The following is an 18048-nucleotide window of genomic DNA, read 5'->3' as shown; positions in this document are numbered from 1 at the left end:
GTAACAGGCGAACCCGCGTCCTTCTCTGAAAGATTCTTGTCCATGACTCGCACCAGCGCCGCCCTTGGCCGCATCCAGCCCAGCGCCACTCTCGCCATGAGCGCGCGCGTGAATGCGTTGAAAGCCGCTGGTGTCGATGTCATCGGCCTTTCCGCGGGCGAGCCGGATTTCGATACGCCGGACTTCATCAAGGAAGCGGCGATTCTCGCGATCCGCAACGGACAAACCAAATATACGGATGTTGATGGGACTGTCGCCGTCAAGGATGCCGTCGCGCTGAAGTTCAAGCGTGACAATGGTATCGTGTACGAACGCAACCAGATCAGCGTCAATGCGGGCGGCAAGCACACGCTGTTCAATGCGCTGGTGGCAACCGTGGATGTAGGCGACGAGGTCATCATACCCGCGCCTTATTGGGTGAGCTACCCGGACATCGTGAACTATGCGGGCGGCACACCAGTGTTCATCGAAGGCCCGGCGAGCCAGGGGTACAAGATCACCGCCGCACAACTTGAGGCGGCGATCACGCCCAAGACACGCTGGATGATGTTGAACTCACCATCCAATCCCTCGGGCGCGGCATATTCTGCGGAAGAACTGAAGGCGCTCGGCGAGGTGCTGCTGCGCCATCCGCATGTGCTGGTGATGACTGACGACATGTACGAGCACGTCTGGTACGCACCGACGCCGTTCGCCACGATAGCGCAAGTCTGTCCGGAGCTTTACGACCGGACCTTGACGGTCAACGGCTGCTCCAAGGCATTCTCGATGACCGGTTGGCGGATCGGCTTTGCGGGCGGACCGACATGGATCATCAAGGCGATGAGCAAGCTGCAATCGCAGTCCACGTCCAACCCCTGCTCGATCTCGCAAGCGGCCGCCGTTGCCGCATTGACGGGTGAACAGGATTTTCTCGAAGAGCGCAATGCTGCCTTCAAGCGCCGCCGCGACATGGTGGTGTCGATGCTGAACGATGCGCCGGGGCTTAGCTGCCCGACACCGGAAGGCGCGTTCTACGTCTATCCTGACGCATCGGGCCTCATGGGCAAGGCCACGCCGAAGGGCGAGAAAATCGCGACCGACGAAGACCTTATCACCTATTTCCTCGATGAGGCGAAGGTGGCAGCAGTCCATGGCGGCGCATTTGGCCTCAGCCCCGCGTTTCGCATTTCCTATGCGACGTCGGAAGACGTGCTGAAAAAGGCCTGCACACGCATTCAGGAAGCCTGTGCTGCGCTAAAATAACGTAACGCGAAACAATCAGTTTCATTTGCGCACCTTGTTTGTTAGGCGCGCTTAGCTATATGGGTTTCCATCAGCAACCTTGTTGGGTGCAGTTTGTCGAACCGTTTAATGGCTTCGTCGTCTGCTTGTGACGCAAGTCACGACATTCAGCCAGGGGACATGCAACTATTTCTAACCAGTTCCCGTAGCTGGATGTGAAGAATACAGAAAGGCGCGCGACATGGTCGCATTTTTGAAATCGGACCTGTTCCTGAAGTTCTTTGGCGGTTTTGTGCTTGGCACCGTAGGGTTCATGACGCTCAATCCGGCCGAAGCCCAGCAAAGCCCCAATGACGCTGCGGCGGCTGTGAGCCACGTCAACTACGATGCGGGCTTTTAAGCCTTTCCTTCTGGCCCTCGTCTTGGGCGGCGGGCTGATGGGCGCTGTCTGGCAGTTCGCGCCCGGCGCGATTCCCGTAGCTCTCGCAGCAGAAAATAGCGTGCTTGCGCCAGTGGCGAAGGTGGATGTTCCCGCAACGCCAAAGCTGGAAACGGCGGTGTTCGCTGGTGGCTGTTACTGGGGCGTCGAAGGTGTGTTCAGCCACGTCAAGGGCGTGCGTCGTGTGGAGTCCGGCTTTGCCGGTGGGTCCGCCAGCCGGAAAGTGGATTACGAGACGGTCAGTGGCGGCGACACAGGCTTCGCGGAATCCGTGCGTGTTACCTACGATCCGCGGCAGGTGAGCTATGGCACGCTGATGCGCATCTTCTTTTCGGTCATCGCCGATCCGACGACACTTAACTATCAAGGCCCCGATCATGGGACGCAATATCGCAGCGCCTTGTTCCCGATGAACGCAGGCCAGGCCAAGGCAGCGAGCGCATACCTCACGCAACTGGGCGGCGCGAAGATCTGGAATGGCAGGATCGTGACCAAGGTAGAGCGTTTCACCGGATTTCAGCGGGCGGGGACTGACCATCAGGACTTCATGGCCAACAATCCGCGTCATCCGTACATATTACGCTGGGATGCGCCGAAGTTGGCGGCATTCAAGCAGCGTTTTCCGCAATATTACAGCCCGAGATCGGTAAGCTGAAGGTCGGCTTGCAGTAGCAGCCACGACAAGTTCTACCTGGGCAAAATGCGCCCTGCTTCGACATGAAGCCTCGTTGCGTTGTCGATGCCATCGAACAAGGCCGCTTCGGTGCCGGTCATCCAGACTTGTCCCCCGGTCGCGCTCAGGCGATCGAACAGCGCGAGGCGGCGAGAGGGATCGAGGTGCGCGGCGACTTCGTCCAGTAGCAGAACCGGCGGGTGCCCTGTCCTTATCGCAACCAATGCGGCGTGCGCGAGAATGATGGAGAGCAGCAGCGCTTTTTGCTCGCCGGTTGAACACAGAGCGGCTGGCTGATCTGTAGCGATGTGTGTCACTTGCAGATCGACGCGATGGGGGCCGCTGAGCGCGCGTCCTGCCGCAGCATCCCGGCGACGGCCCTCGCGTAGCTGCTGGTTGAGCGGTGATCCGTTCGGTGCCCAACCTTCGAGCGCGAGCAGCGGCCGTGCAAACGGGCTTTCGCTCTCAGCCGCCAATACTTCGGTCAGCGCCGCCACCGTCTCCGTGCGGGCCGCGCCTAACGCTTCCCCATGAATTTCCATCTGGCTTTCCAGCGCGGACAGCCATGCCGGATCGGGTGCGTGCGCCTGGGCCAAAAGGGCATTACGGCTGCGCATCGCCGCTTCATAGCGGGCGCTGTGCGTTGCATGGCCGGGATGCAGCGCCAGTGTCAGGCGATCGAGAAATCGTCGCCGTCCGCCGGGGCTTTCCGCAAACAGACGATCCATCGCAGGCGTCAGCCACAGCACGGACAGATGTTCTGCCAATGCCGTTGCCGCGCTCTGCGTACCGCCGATCCGGACCGCGCGGCGATCTGGTGCGCTCGGCAACGTGCCTGTACCGATCGTCACCTCATTGACTTGCGCCGCCACGCCGAAGCCGCCGCCGCCGCCCTGGCGCGCCATTTCGCGCAAAGGCGCGCCGCGAAGCCCACGCCCGGGCGTCAGGAGCGACACCGCCTCCAGGATGTTCGTCTTACCCGCACCATTCTCGCCGGTGAGAACGAGGAACGGGTGCGTGGGGACGATAAGCGCATCCTCATGATTGCGAAAGTCACTGACGGTGAGCCGGCTGAGCATGTTGTGGCTCTAGCGGCCTTTGCCGGGTATAGTAAGCAGGACGGTGCGATGCTTCGCGCGATCTTGCGCGTGGTCAGAATAAGGATCATCGTCATGCTTCCCGCCACAGGAGCTTGTTCATGAAAACGTATCTCGCCGCCCTAGCCGCTGCCGCCGTGCTGTTGACTATCCCAGCCGCTGCCTCTGCGGCGCTTTCCGTGGGTGCCAAGGCTCCGGATTTCACGACGCGGGGCGCACTGGCAGGAAAAGTGCGGCAGATCCATCTGGCCGACGAGTTGAAAAAGGGGCCAGTCGTGCTCTACTTCTTCCCTGCTGCCTTCACGCCGGGTTGCACGGCCGAAGCGCGCGAGTTCGCCGATGCGACCGACGATTTCAAGAAGGCAGGCGCGACGGTTATCGGGATGTCGGCCGACCCGGTCGACAAGCTGGCGAAATTCTCGGTCGAGGAGTGCCGCAACAAGTTCACGGTGGCTTCTGCCGGTCCCGGTGTAATCTCGGGCTATGACGTTGCGCTGCCGCAGAAGGCGGGGCTTTCCAATCGCACCTCCTATGTGATCGCGCCCACTGGCCGCGTTGCCTATGTGCACAGCGATCTCAGCTATGCCGCGCATGTGAAGAACACGCTGGCGGCCGTGCAGGCGATGAAGACGAGCAAATAAGCTTTGGTGCCCCGGCAGCGGCCGGGGCACATACTTAGGGCTTCACACTTAGGCCTTCACATATTTTCCGAACCACCCAAGCGTGGCAGCCCAAGCCTCCTTGGCTGCCGGTTCGTTGTAGCTTGGCCGATAATCCGCCATGAAGCCGTGGTCGGCGTCAGGATAGATGGTGATGTCGGACGGCGGCGATTTGCCCAGTTCCTTCAGCCTGGCCTTGAACGCCTCCAGATCGCTGACTGGGATGCCCTTGTCCTTGGCGCCATATTGGCCAAGCACCGGCGCAGCGATTCTGGCCGCTTCATCCATTGGGCTTGCGGGTTGAAGCGTGGCGGGCTTGCCTGACACCTGGCCATAGAAGGCGACTCCCGCATCGAGAGCCTTGCTGTGCGCGGCATAGAGCCACACGATCCGACCGCCCCAGCAAAAACCGGTAATGCCGTGGCGTCCCGCGTCGCCGCCATGTTTGCTGGCCCACGCGAAGCTGCTGTCAATGTCGGCCATGACCTGAGCATCGCTCGCCTTCGACACGATGGTGGCGCGGAGCTGTGCGAAATCGGTGATCTTCGTGGCGTCACCATGGCGGGCGAACAGGTCCGGCGCGACGGCGCAATAGCCTTCCTTCGCGAAGCGGCGGCAGATGTCCTTGATCCATTCATGGACGCCGAAAATCTCATGGACGACGATGATGACGGGTGCGGGCTTGGTTCCCGCAGGCTTTGCGACGAACAGCGGGACCGCAAAGCCGTCGGTGGCTTTCAAGCTGACAGATTGCTCGACAATGCCGTGGCTGTCCGTCCTGATGGTGGTGGCGGACACGGGTTGGCAGGCCGCGGCAAATCCTGCGGCGAATGCTCCGCCCACAAGTACGCCCCGTCGGTTAAGGCCGGTGGATGCCACCCAGTTGCGATCTTCCGAAAGTCTGCCGTCGTTGGCATCCGGCGTCATCGGGTCGTCTTGCATGGCCGTCTCCTCATGGCTTCCCCCGACTACAGCGTAGTCGTTCGCCGGAATGGCGCAATGCCTAGGATGACCAAGCCAGCCAGTCGCCACTTTTGATGCGCGTCAAGCCGGTCGTGGGCCATGCATAGACATATGTCCACGCGTCCAAGATTTCGCCTTGGATGTTCACCTCCACCATGGCGCGGCGATATTCATGAGGCTGCGGGAAGGCCGGCGAACATTCTTCATAATCGTCCAACGCGGATAGGACCGGCTCAGCCTGTTCCGGCAGGATCGAGAACAGGTCGCCGATGACCCAATCCTCGCCTCCATCAGGCAGGAACCCCGGATAGCCGTGCAACGCATACAAGCTGCCTCGCGCCTGTGCGGTGCCGATCCGTTGCGATTGGGCGTCAAGTAACGCCGCCATCGGCGACGTGCTTCCGCGCCGAAGCGTGCCATAGACGAACAGATGGACACCAGTCGAATTCATGGCGCGCGAACCGTCAATATCTTCCGTGCAGCTTCGATGAGGGCCGGAGGGCTTGCGGCATAGGATTCGCTGGCCGCTCCATAAATAAGCCCGACAGTGCGCGTAAGATCGAATCCGCTGAAGCGTGGTCGCACGACCCCTGTCGCCTTGAAGCTTTCGGGCATGACGGTAACGCCAAGGCCCGCGGCGACCAGTTGAAGAACGCGTTCGTCATTAGTCGATCTGTACGCGAAATGCGGGCGCACGCCGCGCTCGGTAAAGTGTCGGCTCGTTTCCGACAGCGCCTCGCAATGCCGCCGCACGATCATGACGTTGTCGGCAAGCGCCTCCGCTTGCACGACGGATTGGCTTGCCAGGGGATGGCTCGCGGGCAGGGCCAGCGCATAGCCTTCCTCGAACAACGGTTCCTCAAGAAAGCGATCCGCGCCCCGCCCGACCAGCGTGAGGGCGCAGTCCACGCGCCCCCGCGCGACTTGCGCAGTCAGTTCCCGTTCGCTTCCTTCGATAATCTCGATCTGCGCGTCCGGATCGAGCCGCAGCATTTCAGCAACGATGGACGACAGCATGTCGCCTGAAATACTACGCAATAAACCCAAGCGGACGACTGGGCTAATGGCGGTTTCGGTCAGGCTTTGCTGAGCGAGATTGAACTCACTCTCGATCCTGCGCGCATGACCAAGGAACCTGACACCGGCTTGTGTGAGTTGCACGCGCCGGTTGGTGCGGACGAAGAGAGGAGCGCCCACCGACCGCTCCAATTTGGCTATCCCTACAGAGAGTGTCGGCTGGGACACATTGCACTGTGCCGCAGCGCGGGAAAAGTTGCCATTATCCACAACGGCCAGGAAATAGCGCAGTTGATAGCGGTCGATCATAGACCGCATCTATACTGTAACGCGAATTCTTTCAATTTTGGATTGTTGGCTGGGCGCGGTATTCAGGAGTCATAGGAGAGATGCATGAGCGACTTCGACTTTGCGCTTGGCGACAATGCCGACATGATCCGCGAGAGCACCGCGCGTTTTGCAGCGGATCGGATTGCTCCGCTCGCAGCGGAAATAGACGCCAAGGATTGGTTTCCTCGCGAACTCTGGCCCGAAATGGGAGCACTTGGGCTGCATGGGATCACGGTGGAGGAAGAATTCGGCGGCCTGTCGCTCGGCTATCTTGAGCATGTCGTGGCGCAGGAGGAAGTCGCGCGGGCATCGGCCTCGATCGGCCTCAGCTATGGGGCGCATTCGAACCTGTGCGTCAATCAGCTTCGTCGCTGGGGCAATGAGACCCAGAAAGCGAAATATCTGCCGAAGCTGATTTCGGGCGAACATGTCGGGAGCCTCGCCATGTCGGAGGCGGGGGCCGGGTCCGACGTGGTGTCCATGAAACTGAAAGCGGAGAAGCGCGGTGATCGCTACGTGCTGAACGGCACGAAATTCTGGATCACCAACGCGACCTATGCCGATACGCTGGTGGTCTATGCCAAGACGGGCGAGGGATCGAAAGGCATCACGACTTTCATCATCGAAAAAGACATGAAGGGTTTTTCGATCGGCCAGAAGATCGACAAGATGGGTATGCGCGGATCGCCGACCGCGGAGCTGGTGTTCGATGACTGCGAAGTGCCGGAAGAAAACGTGATGGGGCCGCTGAACGGCGGCGTGGGTATCCTGATGTCGGGGCTCGACTACGAGCGGACGGTCCTGTCGGGTATCCAGTTGGGCATAATGCAGGCATGTCTAGATGTCGTCCTGCCATATGTTCGGGAGCGCAAGCAGTTCGGCAAGCCGATTGGCGCATTCCAGCTTATGCAGGCGAAGATCGCCGATATGTACGTCGCGCTCAATTCGGCGCGCGCCTATGTCTATGCGGTGGCCAAGGCATGTGACGCGGGCAAGACGACCCGCTTTGATGCAGCGGGCGCGATCCTTCTGGCGAGCGAAAACGCGATGAAAGTTAGTCTGGAGGCCGTTCAGGCGCTGGGCGGTGCGGGCTATACGAAGGATTGGCCGGTGGAGCGATACATGCGCGACGCCAAGTTGCTCGACATCGGCGCAGGCACCAATGAGATACGTCGTATGCTGATCGGTCGGGAACTGATCGGAGCATGAGCGCGCCTGCCCTCGATACGAAGCTGGCGCGCGCCAGCGACAGCTTTCTCGCCAATGTCGCGCATAATCGGGCGCTCAGCGAAGTGCTCTACGCGAATGTCGCTAAGGCGGCGCAGGGCGGCTCAGAAAGCGCACGCGATAAGCATGTAGCGCGGGGCAAGCTCCTGCCCCGCGATCGTGTCGAGCGGCTCCTTGATCCGGGCAGTCCGTTTCTCGAAATCGGGCAACTGGCGGCGAATGGTCTCTATGGTGACGAAGTGCCCGGCGCGGGCATCATCGCCGGGATCGGCCGTGTGTCCGGGCGGCAGGTGATGATTGCCTGCAACGATGCCACTGTGAAGGGTGGCACCTATTATCCGCTGACGGTCAAAAAGCATCTGCGCGCGCAGGAGATCGCGATCGAGAACCGATTGCCCTGCATCTATCTGGTCGATAGCGGCGGCGCGAACCTGCCCAATCAGGCGGAGGTGTTTCCGGACAAGGAACATTTCGGCCGCATCTTCTTCAATCAGGCGCAGATGTCGTCGCGCGGTATTCCGCAGATCGCCTGCGTGATGGGTAGCTGCACGGCAGGCGGTGCCTATGTGCCTGCTATGTCCGACGAAAGCGTGATCGTGCGTAATCAGGGGACGATCTTCCTTGCGGGGCCGCCGCTGGTGCAGGCGGCGACGGGCGAAGTGATTAGTGCCGAGGATCTGGGCGGTGGCGACCTGCATGGGCGCAAGTCCGGCGTGGTCGATCATGTGGCGGAGAATGACGAACATGCGCTGACGATCGTGCGCGATATCGTCTCAACGCTTCAGGCGGATCTGAAGCCGAATATCGATATTCGCGAACCGCGACCGCCCAAGTTCGATGCCGAGGAAATCTACGGCGTCATTCCGCAGGATGTCCGCGCGCCTTATGATGTGCGGGAGATCATCGCGCGGCTGGTCGACGGTTCGGAATTCCACGAGTTCAAGGCGCTCTACGGCACGACATTGGTGTGCGGCTTCGCGCATATCTGGGGTATGCCCGTCGCCATATTAGCTAATAACGGCGTGTTGTTCAGCGAAAGCGCTGTGAAAGGCGCGCACTTCATCGAGTTGGCGTGCCAGCGTCGCATTCCGCTGCTGTTTCTCCAGAATATCTCCGGCTTCATGGTTGGCGGCAAATATGAGGCGGAGGGCATCGCCAAGCATGGCGCGAAGCTTGTCACCGCCGTTGCGACTGCGCAGGTGCCCAAGATCACCGTTCTCATCGGCGGCAGCTTCGGGGCGGGCAATTACGGTATGGCGGGCCGCGCGTATTCGCCGCGCTTTTTGTTTAGCTGGCCCAATGCTCGTATCAGCGTGATGGGCGGTGAGCAGGCGGCGAGCGTTCTCGCGACGGTCCACCGTGACGCCGCCAAATGGACGCCGGAAGAAACCGAAGCCTTCAAGGCGCCGGTCCGCGCTAAATATGAGGAAGAAGGCAATCCTTATTATGCCACTGCGCGGCTATGGGACGATGGGATCATTGATCCTGCACAGACGCGCGATGTGCTGGGCCTTGCTTTCGCGGCCACGCTGAACGCGCCAATCCCCGAGCGCGCGCAGTTCGGCATTTTCAGGATGTGATGGCGATGATCCAGTCTCTCCTTATCGCCAATCGCGGCGAAATCGCCTGCCGGATCATTCGCACCGCGCGCAAGCTTGGCATTCGTACCGTCGCCGTCTATTCGGACGCCGATGCCGGTGCGCTCCATGTGCAGCAGGCGGACGAGGCGGTGCATATCGGCCCCTCCCCAGTGCGCGAAAGCTATCTGGTCGGCGAAAAGATCATCGCTGCCGCTCTCCAGACTGGCACGCAGGCCATTCATCCGGGCTATGGCTTCCTCTCCGAGAATGCCGCATTCGCGCAGGCCGTCATAGACGCCGGGCTGATCTGGGTCGGTCCCGATCCTTCTTCGATCACGGCCATGGGGTTGAAGGATGCCGCCAAGGCGCTGATGCACGCGGCGGGGGTGCCAGTGACGCCGGGCTATCTGGGCGAGAATCAATCGCCGGATCGTCTTAAGCCCGAAGCCGATGCGATTGGATACCCGGTTCTCATCAAGGCTGTGGCGGGCGGCGGCGGCAAGGGCATGCGCAAGGTCGATGAGGCGGGAGATTTTCTGGACGCGCTCGCCTCCTGCAAGCGGGAGGCGGCCTCCAGCTTCGGCAACGATCATGTGCTGCTCGAAAAATGGGTACTGAACCCCAGGCATATCGAAGTGCAGGTCTTCGGCGACAGCCATGGCAATGTCGTACATCTGTTCGAGCGGGATTGCTCGCTTCAGCGCCGCCATCAGAAAGTGCTTGAGGAAGCGCCCGCACCCGGCATGGATGTTGCCACGCGCGAAGCGATCTGCCAGGCGGCCGTGCGGGCCGCGAAGGCCGTGAACTATGTCGGCGCGGGGACCATCGAGTTCATCGCGGACGGATCGGATGGTCTGCGCGCGGATCGCATCTGGTTTATGGAAATGAACACCCGGCTTCAGGTCGAGCATCCCGTGACCGAAGAAATAACCGGACAGGATCTGGTCGAATGGCAGTTGCGTGTCGCCAGCGGAGAGCCGCTGCCGCTGCGTCAGGAGGATCTGTCGATCAACGGCTGGGCAATGGAGGCGCGCCTCTATGCCGAAGATCCGTCCAAGGGCTTTCTCCCGTCCATCGGTGCGCTGGAGAGGTTTGAAATAGGCGCGGGGTGCCGCATCGATACCGGGGTGGAGCAGGACGCGGAAATCTCCTCCTTCTACGATCCGATGATCGCCAAGGTGATTGCGCATGGTATCGACCGGGATACGGCGCGAATCGCTTTGGCCGACACTTTATCGAACACCGTCATATGGCCGCTACGCACCAACGCGGGCTTTCTTGTAAAGGCGTTGGAGCATCCGGCGTTCGTTGCTGCCGATCTGGATACTGGCCTCATCGGTCGCGAAGGCGATGCGCTGATGCCGCCCGAACGGCCCTCTGCGTCTGTATTGGCGCGCGCTGCCGCTACTTTGGTGCCTCCAGGTCGGATCAGCGGGTTTCGCCTCAACGCGCCAGTGCTGCGTGAGGCGGTTTTCCTGCTCGATGCCGAGGCGGTTACGATCACGTTCGATGCGCCTGCGCTTTGCGGTGCAGCGGAGTCGACGATCGTTGCCGAAGGTGGCCAGGTATGGCGGCTTTCGCGCTGGCGTGTGGACGGCGCGGGCGCGGGCGCGGCGTCCGATGGCGCAATCCTGTCGCCAATGCCGGGTCGCGTCATTGCAGTGGCAGTTGCGGCCGGCGAGCATGTGACCAAGGGACAGAAGCTCCTGACGCTGGAGGCGATGAAGATGGAGCATAGCCTTATTGCCCCTTTCGACGGCACAGTGGCTGCGCTTGACACGACCGAAGGCGCGCAAGTCAGCGAGGGCATGTTGCTGGCGCAGATCGACCGGACGGAAGCGCAATAGCCCATCGCAGTGCATGGATTTGCTTTTTCAGGAGCGTTCCTCCTCTGCATCGCCTAAAGGAGTCTCATGCAGATCGACATCCTGAAGGTGAAGGCGCAGCTCCTCTGCGGCGGTGAATTTGCGATGGGGCCGGGCAAAGCGGATTTGCTGGAGGCGATTGAAAGGGAGCGATCTATTTCCGGGGCGGGTCGTGCGTTGAGCATGAGTTATCGCCGGACCTGGCTGCTGGTCGACAGCATGAACCGCTGCTGGAAAGAAAAGCTGATCGACACCATCCATGGCGGCGGCAAGGAACGCGGTGCGCGGTTGACCGAAACCGGACGTGCGGTGCTGAAAGCCTATCGTGCTCTGGAAGCGGAGATCGCGCAGTCTGTGCAAGGCGAAGCGCTGGACATGTTGCGCGGTTTCCTGCGCGACGAACCATTGCCGCGACAGCCGATGTCAGAACATATCAGCGACGCGTGATCTCGATCTGATCCGTCGCAAGCCGATCCGCTTCCCTTGGATCATGCGTCACGTAAAGAATTGGCAGCTTCAGTTCGTCCCTGATCCGGATGATGACATCCATGATGCCGCCGCGCAAAGCAGGATCGAGCGATGCAAGCGGCTCGTCCATCAGCAGCGCGCGTGCGCCGGAGAGCAGGGCGCGACCGATCGCGACGCGCTGCGCTTCGCCTCCAGACAGTGATCTGGGCCAGCGATCGAGTAACGCGCCTATGCCGAGAAAGCGCACGACTTCCTCCATGCCGATCCAGCGATCCTGCGGTGCGGCAAGATCATGACCGTAGAGCAGGTTTGCCCGCACCCGGCGGTGTGGGAACAGCCGCCCATCCTGAAACACATAGCCAAGCCGCCGTCTGTGTGGCGCTACATCAATGCTGGCCGCAGCATCGAAGAGCGTTGCGCCTTCCACGCGGACATGCCCGCTGTCCGGTTTTAGAAGCCCCGCCACCATGTTCAGCACTGACGTCTTGCCCACGCCCGATGACCCTGACAGCACCGTGAGGCCTCCAGTTGTCGCAAAGGTTGCGCCTACATGCGCCTCGCCCAGTTTGCGGCTTACATCGATGTCAAAGGACATGGCCGCTCCGCCCTGCGCGGACGCGCTGGCTGATCGCTTCGGATATCACCAGCGCTCCGAGCGACAGCAGGATGGAGATCATCGCCAGCCGCCAGACTGCGGCTTCGCTGCCGGGAATTTGCAGCGCGCTGTAAATTGCAATCGGCAGGGTCCGCGTCTCATCCGGTATGTTCGACACGAACGTGATCGTCGCGCCAAATTCGCCGATGGAGCGCGCGAAGCCAAGGATGACGGAGGTGATGATCCCCGGCAACGACAGCGGAAGAGTGATGGTGGCGAAGCTGTAAGCAGGACTTGCGCCGAGCGTCCGGGCCGCGTCCTCTATCCGATGATCGACCGTCTCTATGGACAGGCGTATGGCCCGCACCATCAGCGGCAGGGCCATGATGCCTGCCGCGATCGCCGCGCCGGTCCAGCGGAACATGACGGTGATCCCGAGCCAGCTTTGCAGACGTGCGCCGATCGGCCCGGCGGGGCCAAGCGCCAGCAGAAGCAGCCATCCGATCACTACCGGCGGCAACACGAGCGGCAAATGTACAAGCGCGTCGAGCAACACCTTGCCCGGAAACCGCCTGCGAGCGAGCAGCCATGCCAGCATAAAGGCGAATGGCAGCGTCGCCAGGACTGCGACGATGCTGACCTTCAACGACAGGCTGACGATCGCCCATTCGTCTGGGCTCATTTCGTGCCGAAGCCATAGCGGCGGAAGATGGCTTTCGCTTGTGGGGACAGGAGGAAGCGCCGGAAAGCCTCCGCATCTCTGTTTTTTGCGGTGCCAAGCACGGCTAGCGGATAAATGATCGGAGGATGCGTCGCGGCAGGGAAGACGCCGACGATCCGCACAGCTTTGGATGCCCGCGCGTCGGTCTCGTACACTACGCCAAGGGGCGTCTGGCCGCGCTCGACCAGCGCCAATGCAGCGCGGACATCTTCGCTGATGGCGATGCGGCCGGAAACGGATGGCCAGACGCCGAGCGCCATCAAAGCTGCTTTCCCGTATCTTCCGGCGGGAACCGCGTCGGGATCGGCTATCGCCAGCCGCCCGCTGCCGAGCGCGCGAGCCAACGGGAAACCCCGGCGGATCGCCATCGCCGCACCTCTGCCTGCCGGGGCGATCAACACGAGACGGTTAGTCAGAAACGCAGCCCGCGTTCCCTGCCGGATTAGCCCCTTTGCGGCTATCGCGTCCATCCATGGCTCATCGGCGGACAGGAACAGATCGGCGGGCGCTCCCGCTTCTATCTGCCGCGCCAGGGCCGAGGACGCGCCGAAGGATATCACCGGTCGCGGATGCCGCTGCCCCGCCCAGACGTTGGCCACCTCGGTCAGCGATTCCTGAAGGCTCGCGGCAGCCAGCACCAGCGGACTTTTGTCCTGTGCTGCAAGCGGTGACGTGAAGATCAGAGCGAACAGCACGCAAAGATGTTGCACAAGCTGGCGCATCAGATTTCCTAAGCCATTGTGTTCCCGGCCATCGATGCCAGGACATACCGTACATATACGGCGATATATAAAGCTTGCGCCGACGACAATGATTTTCGATTGCCAATCGGTAGGTAGTCGACCCCTTACGTAGCGTGAGTGACCGGACGTTTCAGCACGGCGCTCCAGGCATAGCCGCGGTAAAGAGGCGAGAAGCTAAGTTCCAGACCATGGTGGGCCGCCACATCCTGAAGGACCGGCAAAAGGTCGCCACGCGGAAAGACATCGAACCGGCGCAGCCATGCTGCGAGGAGATCGCGAAAGAACGTGGGCAAACGCTCTTGCTGCCCGAAATCGACAATATACAGCGATCCACCTTCCGCCAAGGCGAGCGCTGCTTCATCCAGAGCCAGTTCCCATCCGGGGATCATCGAGAGCGTGTAGGATATGAAAATCCGATCGAAATCAGCCTTGCCCCACAGATTGCGGGACTGAAAGTGCGTCGCATCTCCGCGCGCCAAGGCGATCTTGTCAGTCAGACCAGCGCGCTTAACGGAATGGCTTGCGGTATCGAGCATCGCCTGACTGATGTCGAAGCCATAAAGCTGCGCCTCCGGCCACCGTCGGGACGCGGCGATAAGGTTGCGTCCGGTGCCGCAGCCGATTTCAAGGATGGACGTGCCCGCAGGCGCATCGAGCGCCCGGATCAGTCTGTCGCGTCCCAGCAGATAATATTTGCGCGAGGCGTCGTAGATATGCCGTTGATAGCGGTAGATAGCGTCCATCTGCCCGGCGTGATCCGATGCCGGGCCAGTCGTCCGATGAAGCATCACCGCGCTTTCAGGACATAGAGGTGAAAGCCACCATATATGGCCGAACGGTCCTGTCGCGTCCCTTCTTCCGAACGCTCCTGATCGTAATGCCAAAGGTCGAGAAGCTCTTGGGGAAGGCGCCCCGGCAGCAGGCTGGGCCGAGCGGCGGTACGGAAGATAACGCGAGAGCCTGGGCGGGCGGTGCGCGTGATCTGTGTCCAAAGATCGGTCAGCTGCGCATCGGTCATCCAATCCTGCGCATCGAGCAGGACATAGCGGTCGAGCGCGCCGTCCGGCAGCGCCCGCAGGTGATCGGCAAAGTTGCAATGCAGGATCTGCGCATGTGCTGCGCCGTCGCGCACCGTCGCATAATGTTTAGCCTCAAGATAAGGGGGAAGCGAGGCGCAGGGCGTTTCACCATAGCCGCGTCCGAAGGCTTGCCAGGCGAAATAGTTCTGGCGGATGTCGAAATCGCAGGCGAGTTTTTCCAGCCGCTGACGGAGCACTGCATTCATGCTCTGTGCGTCGCCATCGCATAGGGCGTCGAATTGCGCGGGCGGTATGCCGAGGCCGAAGAGGGAGGCGGGCTGCTGTGTTAGCCAGCGAATGAACTTTTTGTCGAAGATAGGCGCCAGCCGCGTCTCGAAAATCTCGCGCTGTTCTTCGATCGATGTCGCCTGCAGAAGCTCGCGCGGCTCGATCCGGTAGAGTTTGGCGACCAGATGGGCACTGCCGATGAATTGCCCTAAGAGACCGCGTGCATAGAAATTACGGGCGAAGGCGCTGATCCGCCGCCGTCCGGAAAGATCGCGTCCCTCCCAGTAGCGCCGCGAAGTCTCATCCAGATGAGGCGCGACATGCGCACGGTAGGCCGCCATATTCTCCGTTTGCCGCGTCTGTGCAAAGAAGCGGTGGAACGCGGCATGATCGGGAAGATGCTGGGCGGCCACCAGCTTGAGGTTGCCCAGCGCTATGTGCGCCGTGTTGAGATCGACGGCCGTAACCGAACGGGGTTTGGCGGTCAGGTAGGACAGCATGTTGCATCCGCCGCTGGCGATGGTGAGAATGTCGCTGTCGGCCCGGATGTCGAGCGCATCCATGTCCACCAACGGGTCTTCCCAGATTTGCGCGTAGACCAGCCCGCGAAAGGCGAAGGCAAAAGCGCGCTCCAACAGCCCCTTGGGGGTCAATTGCCGATGCTGATAGACCGCCTCTCTGACGGCGCGTCCGGTGGAAGCTGCGTGTGCGGCTGGCTTGGCAGATGAGGCGAGGGCCATGTGGTCAGGTTCCCGGTCGATCAACGATCCGGCCTGATAGTCTCGTCCCATGACGCAACGATGACCCGCGCGTGACGGTTCGGTGAAGGCGTCGCCGCCGATAACCTTCGACGATCTGCGAAGGAAAAGTCAGCCGCCCTTTACGGCATCCATAATCTGCCGGATCGGGGACAGGTCATATCCCGCCGCCGCCGCCTGGTCCGACAGCGCAGCGGCATCATCCCCCGCCCGTGCACGCGTTAATGCCCACAAGAAAGTACTGCGGGTGCCTGATCGGCAATAGGCCAGTACTTTGCCTGTCCCCGCCTGCTCCAGCGCCGTTGCCATCCCGTCGAGTTGCCACGGCGAGAAACCGGCATGTGTCACCGGCACCGCGGCATAGTCCAGCCCCGCCGCCCTTGCTGCCGCCTCAATTTCCGCCCCGGTCGTCTGTCCGGGCTCTTCGCCTTCGGGCCGGTTGTTCACCACCATCGTCACGCCCAGAGCCTTGGCATAGGCGACTTCCGCAACGCCGATCTGCGGCGAGACATAGAGCGTTTCGGTGACTTGGCGGAACATAAGCGCGGTCCTTTACAGTATTCAGACGGCCATGCCCAATCGCCTAAAGGCTTTCAAGAGGCGCGCGCGTCGTCATCCATATTGCTTGAGCACTGTCAGGAAGGCGTCGCCATAGGCTTCCAGCTTGCGAGTGCCCACGCCGCTGATCGTGCCAAGCGCCGACAGGCTGTCCGGACGATACTCCGCCATCTCCCGCAATGTGGAATCGTGGAAGATAACATAAGGCGGCACGCCTGCCTCCTGCGCCAATTCACGGCGGCAGGCCCGCAGCGCATCGAACAAGGGATCGCCGCTCGGGTTCGCGCCGCCGTCGCGCGCGCTACGCCGCCGCACACGTTTGGGCGGCAGCACCAGCGACACCGCTTCCTCGCCCCGCAGGATTGGCCGCGCATTCGGTCCAAGCATCAGCCCACCATGCTCGTTCGTCTCCAGCGCGTCGCGGATCAGCAGCGCCCGCGATACTGGCCGCAGCAGCGCCGTCTCCTCGCCCGACACGATGCCGGACACCGACAGCTTGTCATGCCCCCGCTGCCGCACCTTGTCGTTGGCGGCACCGGTCAGCACCGCCTCGATATGCTGCACGCCAAAGCTCTGTCCCGTACGATATACGGCAGACAGGAATTTGCGTGCCGTCTCGGTCGCATCGATGCTGGCGGGCGGGGAGAGGCAGTTGTCGCAATTGCCGCAAGTCGCGGGCGGGTTTTCACCAAAGTGCCGCAGCAGCACCGCGCGGCGGCATCCCCCCGTTTCGACCAGCGCGCCCAGCGCCGATATCCGCGCCCGTTCTCCAGCTTGCCGAGCCTGCTCCACTTCCATGATCCGCTGCCGGGCGCGGGCAAAATCCTCCGCGCCCCAGAACAGATGCGCCTCCGCCGGTTCGCCGTCGCGTCCTGCGCGGCCCGATTCCTGATAATAGCCCTCGATCGACTTAGGTAGCCCGGCATGGGCCACGAACCGCACGTCGGGCTTGTCGATGCCCATGCCGAAGGCGACCGTCGCCACCATCACCATGTCTTCACTGGCAATGAAGGCCGCCTGGTTGGCGCTGCGCACCGACGGGTCCAGCCCCGCATGATAGGCCCGCACCTGCCGCTTGCCGCCCGCAGACAGGCTGGCCGCCATCTTCTCGGTCGCCGCTCGCGTCTGTGCGTAGATGATCCCCGGCCCCGGCTGCGCCGCGAGCAAGTCAGCGATCTGCTTGCTCAGGCCATCTCGCGGATGCACGGCATAACGGATATTGGGCCGGTCGAAGCCTGAAATTATCATCCCCTCGTCAGGGATGCCAAGCTGCTTCAGGATATCTTCCCGCGTATGCGCGTCGGCCGTCGCCGTTAGCGCGAGGCGCGGCACCTCCGGAAATTCGTCGAGTAAAGGCCGCAGCAGCCGATAATCCGGGCGGAAGTCATGCCCCCATTCCGATACGCAATGCGCCTCGTCGATGGCGAACAGGGCGATCTCTGCCGAGCGCAGCAGCGAACGGAAGCCCTCGCCACTTGCCCGTTCAGGCGCGACATACAGGAGGTCGAGATCACCGTTGCGCAGCCGGTCCTGTGTCTCCCGCCAGTCCGCATCCACCGATGTAAGGCTGGCGGCGCGAATGCCCACTGCCTGCGCCGCTCGTAATTGATCGTGCATCAGCGCGATCAGCGGCGACACCACCACGCAGCAGCCGTCGAACGCCACCGCCGGAAGCTGATAACAGAGCGATTTGCCCGCTCCGGTCGGCATGATCGCCAGCGTTCGTTGCCCACCCATGACGCGCGAGACCACCTGCTCCTGCACGCCGCGGAACGCGGGAAAGCCGAATATGTCGTGCAGAAGCTGGCGCGGATCGCGAGGCAT

Annotated in this window: 19 protein-coding genes; 8 read left to right on the top strand and 11 right to left on the bottom strand. The window is 61.8% G+C overall.

The genetic code is table 11. The annotated features are described in order from the left end of the window. The first annotated feature begins 42 nt into the window (after nt 1–42). The 3 genes from C1T17_RS00385 (at nt 43) to msrA (ending at nt 2318) form a co-directional block, all read left to right on the top strand. Nucleotides 43–1245, top strand: a complete 1203-nt coding sequence (locus tag C1T17_RS00385; RefSeq protein ID WP_104951709.1) for a pyridoxal phosphate-dependent aminotransferase — start codon at nt 43–45, stop codon at nt 1243–1245. A gap of 220 nt (nt 1246–1465) precedes the next feature. Further along, complete coding sequence (locus tag C1T17_RS21120) at nt 1466–1624, top strand: hypothetical protein (protein WP_189338612.1); 159 nt, start codon at nt 1466–1468, stop codon at nt 1622–1624. A gap of 37 nt (nt 1625–1661) precedes the next feature. Beyond that, entirely contained in the window at nt 1662–2318 is a 657-nt protein-coding gene (gene msrA, locus C1T17_RS00380) for a peptide-methionine (S)-S-oxide reductase MsrA (RefSeq protein ID WP_411269251.1), read from the top strand. 32 nt (nt 2319–2350) lie between these two features. Here the strand turns inward: msrA and recF are convergent, their stop codons facing one another. Continuing rightward, nucleotides 2351–3415: a DNA replication/repair protein RecF gene (gene recF, locus C1T17_RS00375; protein WP_104951707.1), complete on the bottom strand. Its 1065-nt coding sequence runs from the start codon at nt 3413–3415 to the stop codon at nt 2351–2353. 119 nt (nt 3416–3534) lie between these two features. Here recF and C1T17_RS00370 point away from each other — a divergent pair, with 119 nt between their 5' ends. After that, complete coding sequence (locus tag C1T17_RS00370; RefSeq protein WP_104951706.1) at nt 3535–4074, top strand: peroxiredoxin; 540 nt, start codon at nt 3535–3537, stop codon at nt 4072–4074. A gap of 48 nt (nt 4075–4122) precedes the next feature. Here C1T17_RS00370 and C1T17_RS00365 read toward each other — a convergent pair whose 3' ends face one another. From C1T17_RS00365 to C1T17_RS00355, 3 genes are all read right to left on the bottom strand, one after another. Further along, nucleotides 4123–5034, bottom strand: a complete 912-nt coding sequence (locus tag C1T17_RS00365) for a dienelactone hydrolase family protein (RefSeq protein ID WP_223262720.1) — start codon at nt 5032–5034, stop codon at nt 4123–4125. A 61-nt stretch (nt 5035–5095) separates the two neighbouring features. Continuing rightward, nucleotides 5096–5506 (bottom strand): gamma-glutamylcyclotransferase, encoded by a 411-nt coding sequence (locus tag C1T17_RS00360; RefSeq protein ID WP_104951705.1) that lies wholly within the window; start codon nt 5504–5506, stop codon nt 5096–5098. After that, nucleotides 5503–6381 carry a LysR family transcriptional regulator gene (locus C1T17_RS00355; protein WP_104951704.1) on the bottom strand — a complete coding sequence of 293 codons (879 nt, stop codon included), beginning with the start codon at nt 6379–6381 and terminating at the stop codon, nt 5503–5505. The genes C1T17_RS00360 and C1T17_RS00355 overlap by 4 nt, the downstream gene beginning before the upstream one ends. An 84-nt stretch (nt 6382–6465) precedes the next feature. Between C1T17_RS00355 and C1T17_RS00350 the strand changes: the two genes are divergently transcribed. From C1T17_RS00350 to C1T17_RS00335, 4 genes are all read left to right on the top strand, one after another. Continuing rightward, the gene (locus C1T17_RS00350) at nt 6466–7611 is read left to right on the top strand and encodes an isovaleryl-CoA dehydrogenase (protein WP_104951703.1); all 1146 of its coding nucleotides are present in this window, start codon (nt 6466–6468) and stop codon (nt 7609–7611) included. Beyond that, nucleotides 7608–9209, top strand: coding sequence for a carboxyl transferase domain-containing protein (locus C1T17_RS00345; protein ID WP_104951702.1), 1602 nt, complete (start codon nt 7608–7610; stop codon nt 9207–9209). Before C1T17_RS00350 ends, C1T17_RS00345 begins: the two co-directional genes overlap by 4 nt. 5 nt (nt 9210–9214) lie before the next feature. Beyond that, entirely contained in the window at nt 9215–11056 is a 1842-nt protein-coding gene (locus tag C1T17_RS00340; protein ID WP_104954895.1) for an acetyl/propionyl/methylcrotonyl-CoA carboxylase subunit alpha, read from the top strand. Nucleotides 11057–11122: 66 nt separating this feature from the next. Then, the gene (locus C1T17_RS00335) at nt 11123–11521 is read left to right on the top strand and encodes a winged helix-turn-helix domain-containing protein (RefSeq protein ID WP_104951701.1); all 399 of its coding nucleotides are present in this window, start codon (nt 11123–11125) and stop codon (nt 11519–11521) included. On the opposite strand, the gene C1T17_RS00330 is transcribed toward C1T17_RS00335, so the two are convergent. The 7 genes from C1T17_RS00330 to recQ all read right to left on the bottom strand — a co-directional run bounded on the left by C1T17_RS00330 (nt 11508) and on the right by recQ (nt 18048). Further along, nucleotides 11508–12137: an ATP-binding cassette domain-containing protein gene (locus C1T17_RS00330; protein ID WP_104951700.1), complete on the bottom strand. Its 630-nt coding sequence runs from the start codon at nt 12135–12137 to the stop codon at nt 11508–11510. The genes C1T17_RS00335 and C1T17_RS00330 overlap by 14 nt on opposite strands. Then, nucleotides 12127–12819, bottom strand: a complete 693-nt coding sequence (gene modB, locus C1T17_RS00325) for a molybdate ABC transporter permease subunit (protein ID WP_104951699.1) — start codon at nt 12817–12819, stop codon at nt 12127–12129. Before modB ends, C1T17_RS00330 begins: the two co-directional genes overlap by 11 nt. Next, nucleotides 12816–13580 carry a molybdate ABC transporter substrate-binding protein gene (gene modA, locus C1T17_RS00320; RefSeq protein ID WP_104951698.1) on the bottom strand — a complete coding sequence of 255 codons (765 nt, stop codon included), beginning with the start codon at nt 13578–13580 and terminating at the stop codon, nt 12816–12818. Before modA ends, modB begins: the two co-directional genes overlap by 4 nt. Nucleotides 13581–13705: 125 nt before the next feature. Continuing rightward, the gene (locus C1T17_RS00315; RefSeq protein ID WP_104951697.1) at nt 13706–14389 is read right to left on the bottom strand and encodes a class I SAM-dependent methyltransferase; all 684 of its coding nucleotides are present in this window, start codon (nt 14387–14389) and stop codon (nt 13706–13708) included. After that, nucleotides 14389–15648 carry a DUF3419 family protein gene (locus C1T17_RS00310; protein ID WP_104951696.1) on the bottom strand — a complete coding sequence of 420 codons (1260 nt, stop codon included), beginning with the start codon at nt 15646–15648 and terminating at the stop codon, nt 14389–14391. Before C1T17_RS00310 ends, C1T17_RS00315 begins: the two co-directional genes overlap by 1 nt. Before the next feature lie 129 nt (nt 15649–15777). After that, complete coding sequence (locus C1T17_RS00305; RefSeq protein WP_104951695.1) at nt 15778–16206, bottom strand: TIGR01244 family sulfur transferase; 429 nt, start codon at nt 16204–16206, stop codon at nt 15778–15780. Nucleotides 16207–16278: 72 nt separating this feature from the next. Continuing rightward, nucleotides 16279–18048 (bottom strand): DNA helicase RecQ, encoded by a 1770-nt coding sequence (gene recQ / locus C1T17_RS00300; RefSeq protein WP_104951694.1) that lies wholly within the window; start codon nt 18046–18048, stop codon nt 16279–16281.

The organism is Sphingobium sp. SCG-1, assembly GCF_002953135.1.
Lineage (GTDB): Bacteria > Pseudomonadota > Alphaproteobacteria > Sphingomonadales > Sphingomonadaceae > Sphingobium.
This window is presented reverse-complemented; position numbering and strand designations above follow the sequence as displayed.

Bases quoted from the DNA above. Each gene is read 5' to 3' on its own strand.
- C1T17_RS00350 (WP_104951703.1), top strand. From the start codon at position 6,466: ATGAGCGACTTCGACTTTGCGCTTGGCGACAATGCCGACATGATCCGC.
- C1T17_RS00340 (WP_104954895.1), top strand. From the start codon at position 9,215: ATGATCCAGTCTCTCCTTATCGCCAATCGCGGCGAAATCGCCTGCCGG.
- C1T17_RS00370 (WP_104951706.1), top strand. From the start codon at position 3,535: ATGAAAACGTATCTCGCCGCCCTAGCCGCTGCCGCCGTGCTGTTGACT.
- C1T17_RS00315 (WP_104951697.1), bottom strand. From the start codon at position 14,389: ATGCTTCATCGGACGACTGGCCCGGCATCGGATCACGCCGGGCAGATG.
- recQ (WP_104951694.1), bottom strand. From the start codon at position 18,048: ATGCCTCGCGATCCGCGCCAGCTTCTGCACGACATATTCGGCTTTCCC.
- modA (WP_104951698.1), bottom strand. From the start codon at position 13,580: ATGCGCCAGCTTGTGCAACATCTTTGCGTGCTGTTCGCTCTGATCTTC.
- modB (WP_104951699.1), bottom strand. From the start codon at position 12,819: ATGAGCCCAGACGAATGGGCGATCGTCAGCCTGTCGTTGAAGGTCAGC.
- C1T17_RS00305 (WP_104951695.1), bottom strand. From the start codon at position 16,206: ATGTTCCGCCAAGTCACCGAAACGCTCTATGTCTCGCCGCAGATCGGC.
- C1T17_RS00385 (WP_104951709.1), top strand. From the start codon at position 43: ATGACTCGCACCAGCGCCGCCCTTGGCCGCATCCAGCCCAGCGCCACT.
- C1T17_RS00330 (WP_104951700.1), bottom strand. From the start codon at position 12,137: ATGTCCTTTGACATCGATGTAAGCCGCAAACTGGGCGAGGCGCATGTA.
- C1T17_RS21120 (WP_189338612.1), top strand. From the start codon at position 1,466: ATGGTCGCATTTTTGAAATCGGACCTGTTCCTGAAGTTCTTTGGCGGT.
- C1T17_RS00365 (WP_223262720.1), bottom strand. From the start codon at position 5,034: ATGCAAGACGACCCGATGACGCCGGATGCCAACGACGGCAGACTTTCG.
- C1T17_RS00310 (WP_104951696.1), bottom strand. From the start codon at position 15,648: ATGGCCCTCGCCTCATCTGCCAAGCCAGCCGCACACGCAGCTTCCACC.
- recF (WP_104951707.1), bottom strand. From the start codon at position 3,415: ATGCTCAGCCGGCTCACCGTCAGTGACTTTCGCAATCATGAGGATGCG.
- C1T17_RS00345 (WP_104951702.1), top strand. From the start codon at position 7,608: ATGAGCGCGCCTGCCCTCGATACGAAGCTGGCGCGCGCCAGCGACAGC.
- msrA (WP_411269251.1), top strand. From the start codon at position 1,662: ATGGGCGCTGTCTGGCAGTTCGCGCCCGGCGCGATTCCCGTAGCTCTC.
- C1T17_RS00355 (WP_104951704.1), bottom strand. From the start codon at position 6,381: ATGATCGACCGCTATCAACTGCGCTATTTCCTGGCCGTTGTGGATAAT.
- C1T17_RS00360 (WP_104951705.1), bottom strand. From the start codon at position 5,506: ATGAATTCGACTGGTGTCCATCTGTTCGTCTATGGCACGCTTCGGCGC.
- C1T17_RS00335 (WP_104951701.1), top strand. From the start codon at position 11,123: ATGCAGATCGACATCCTGAAGGTGAAGGCGCAGCTCCTCTGCGGCGGT.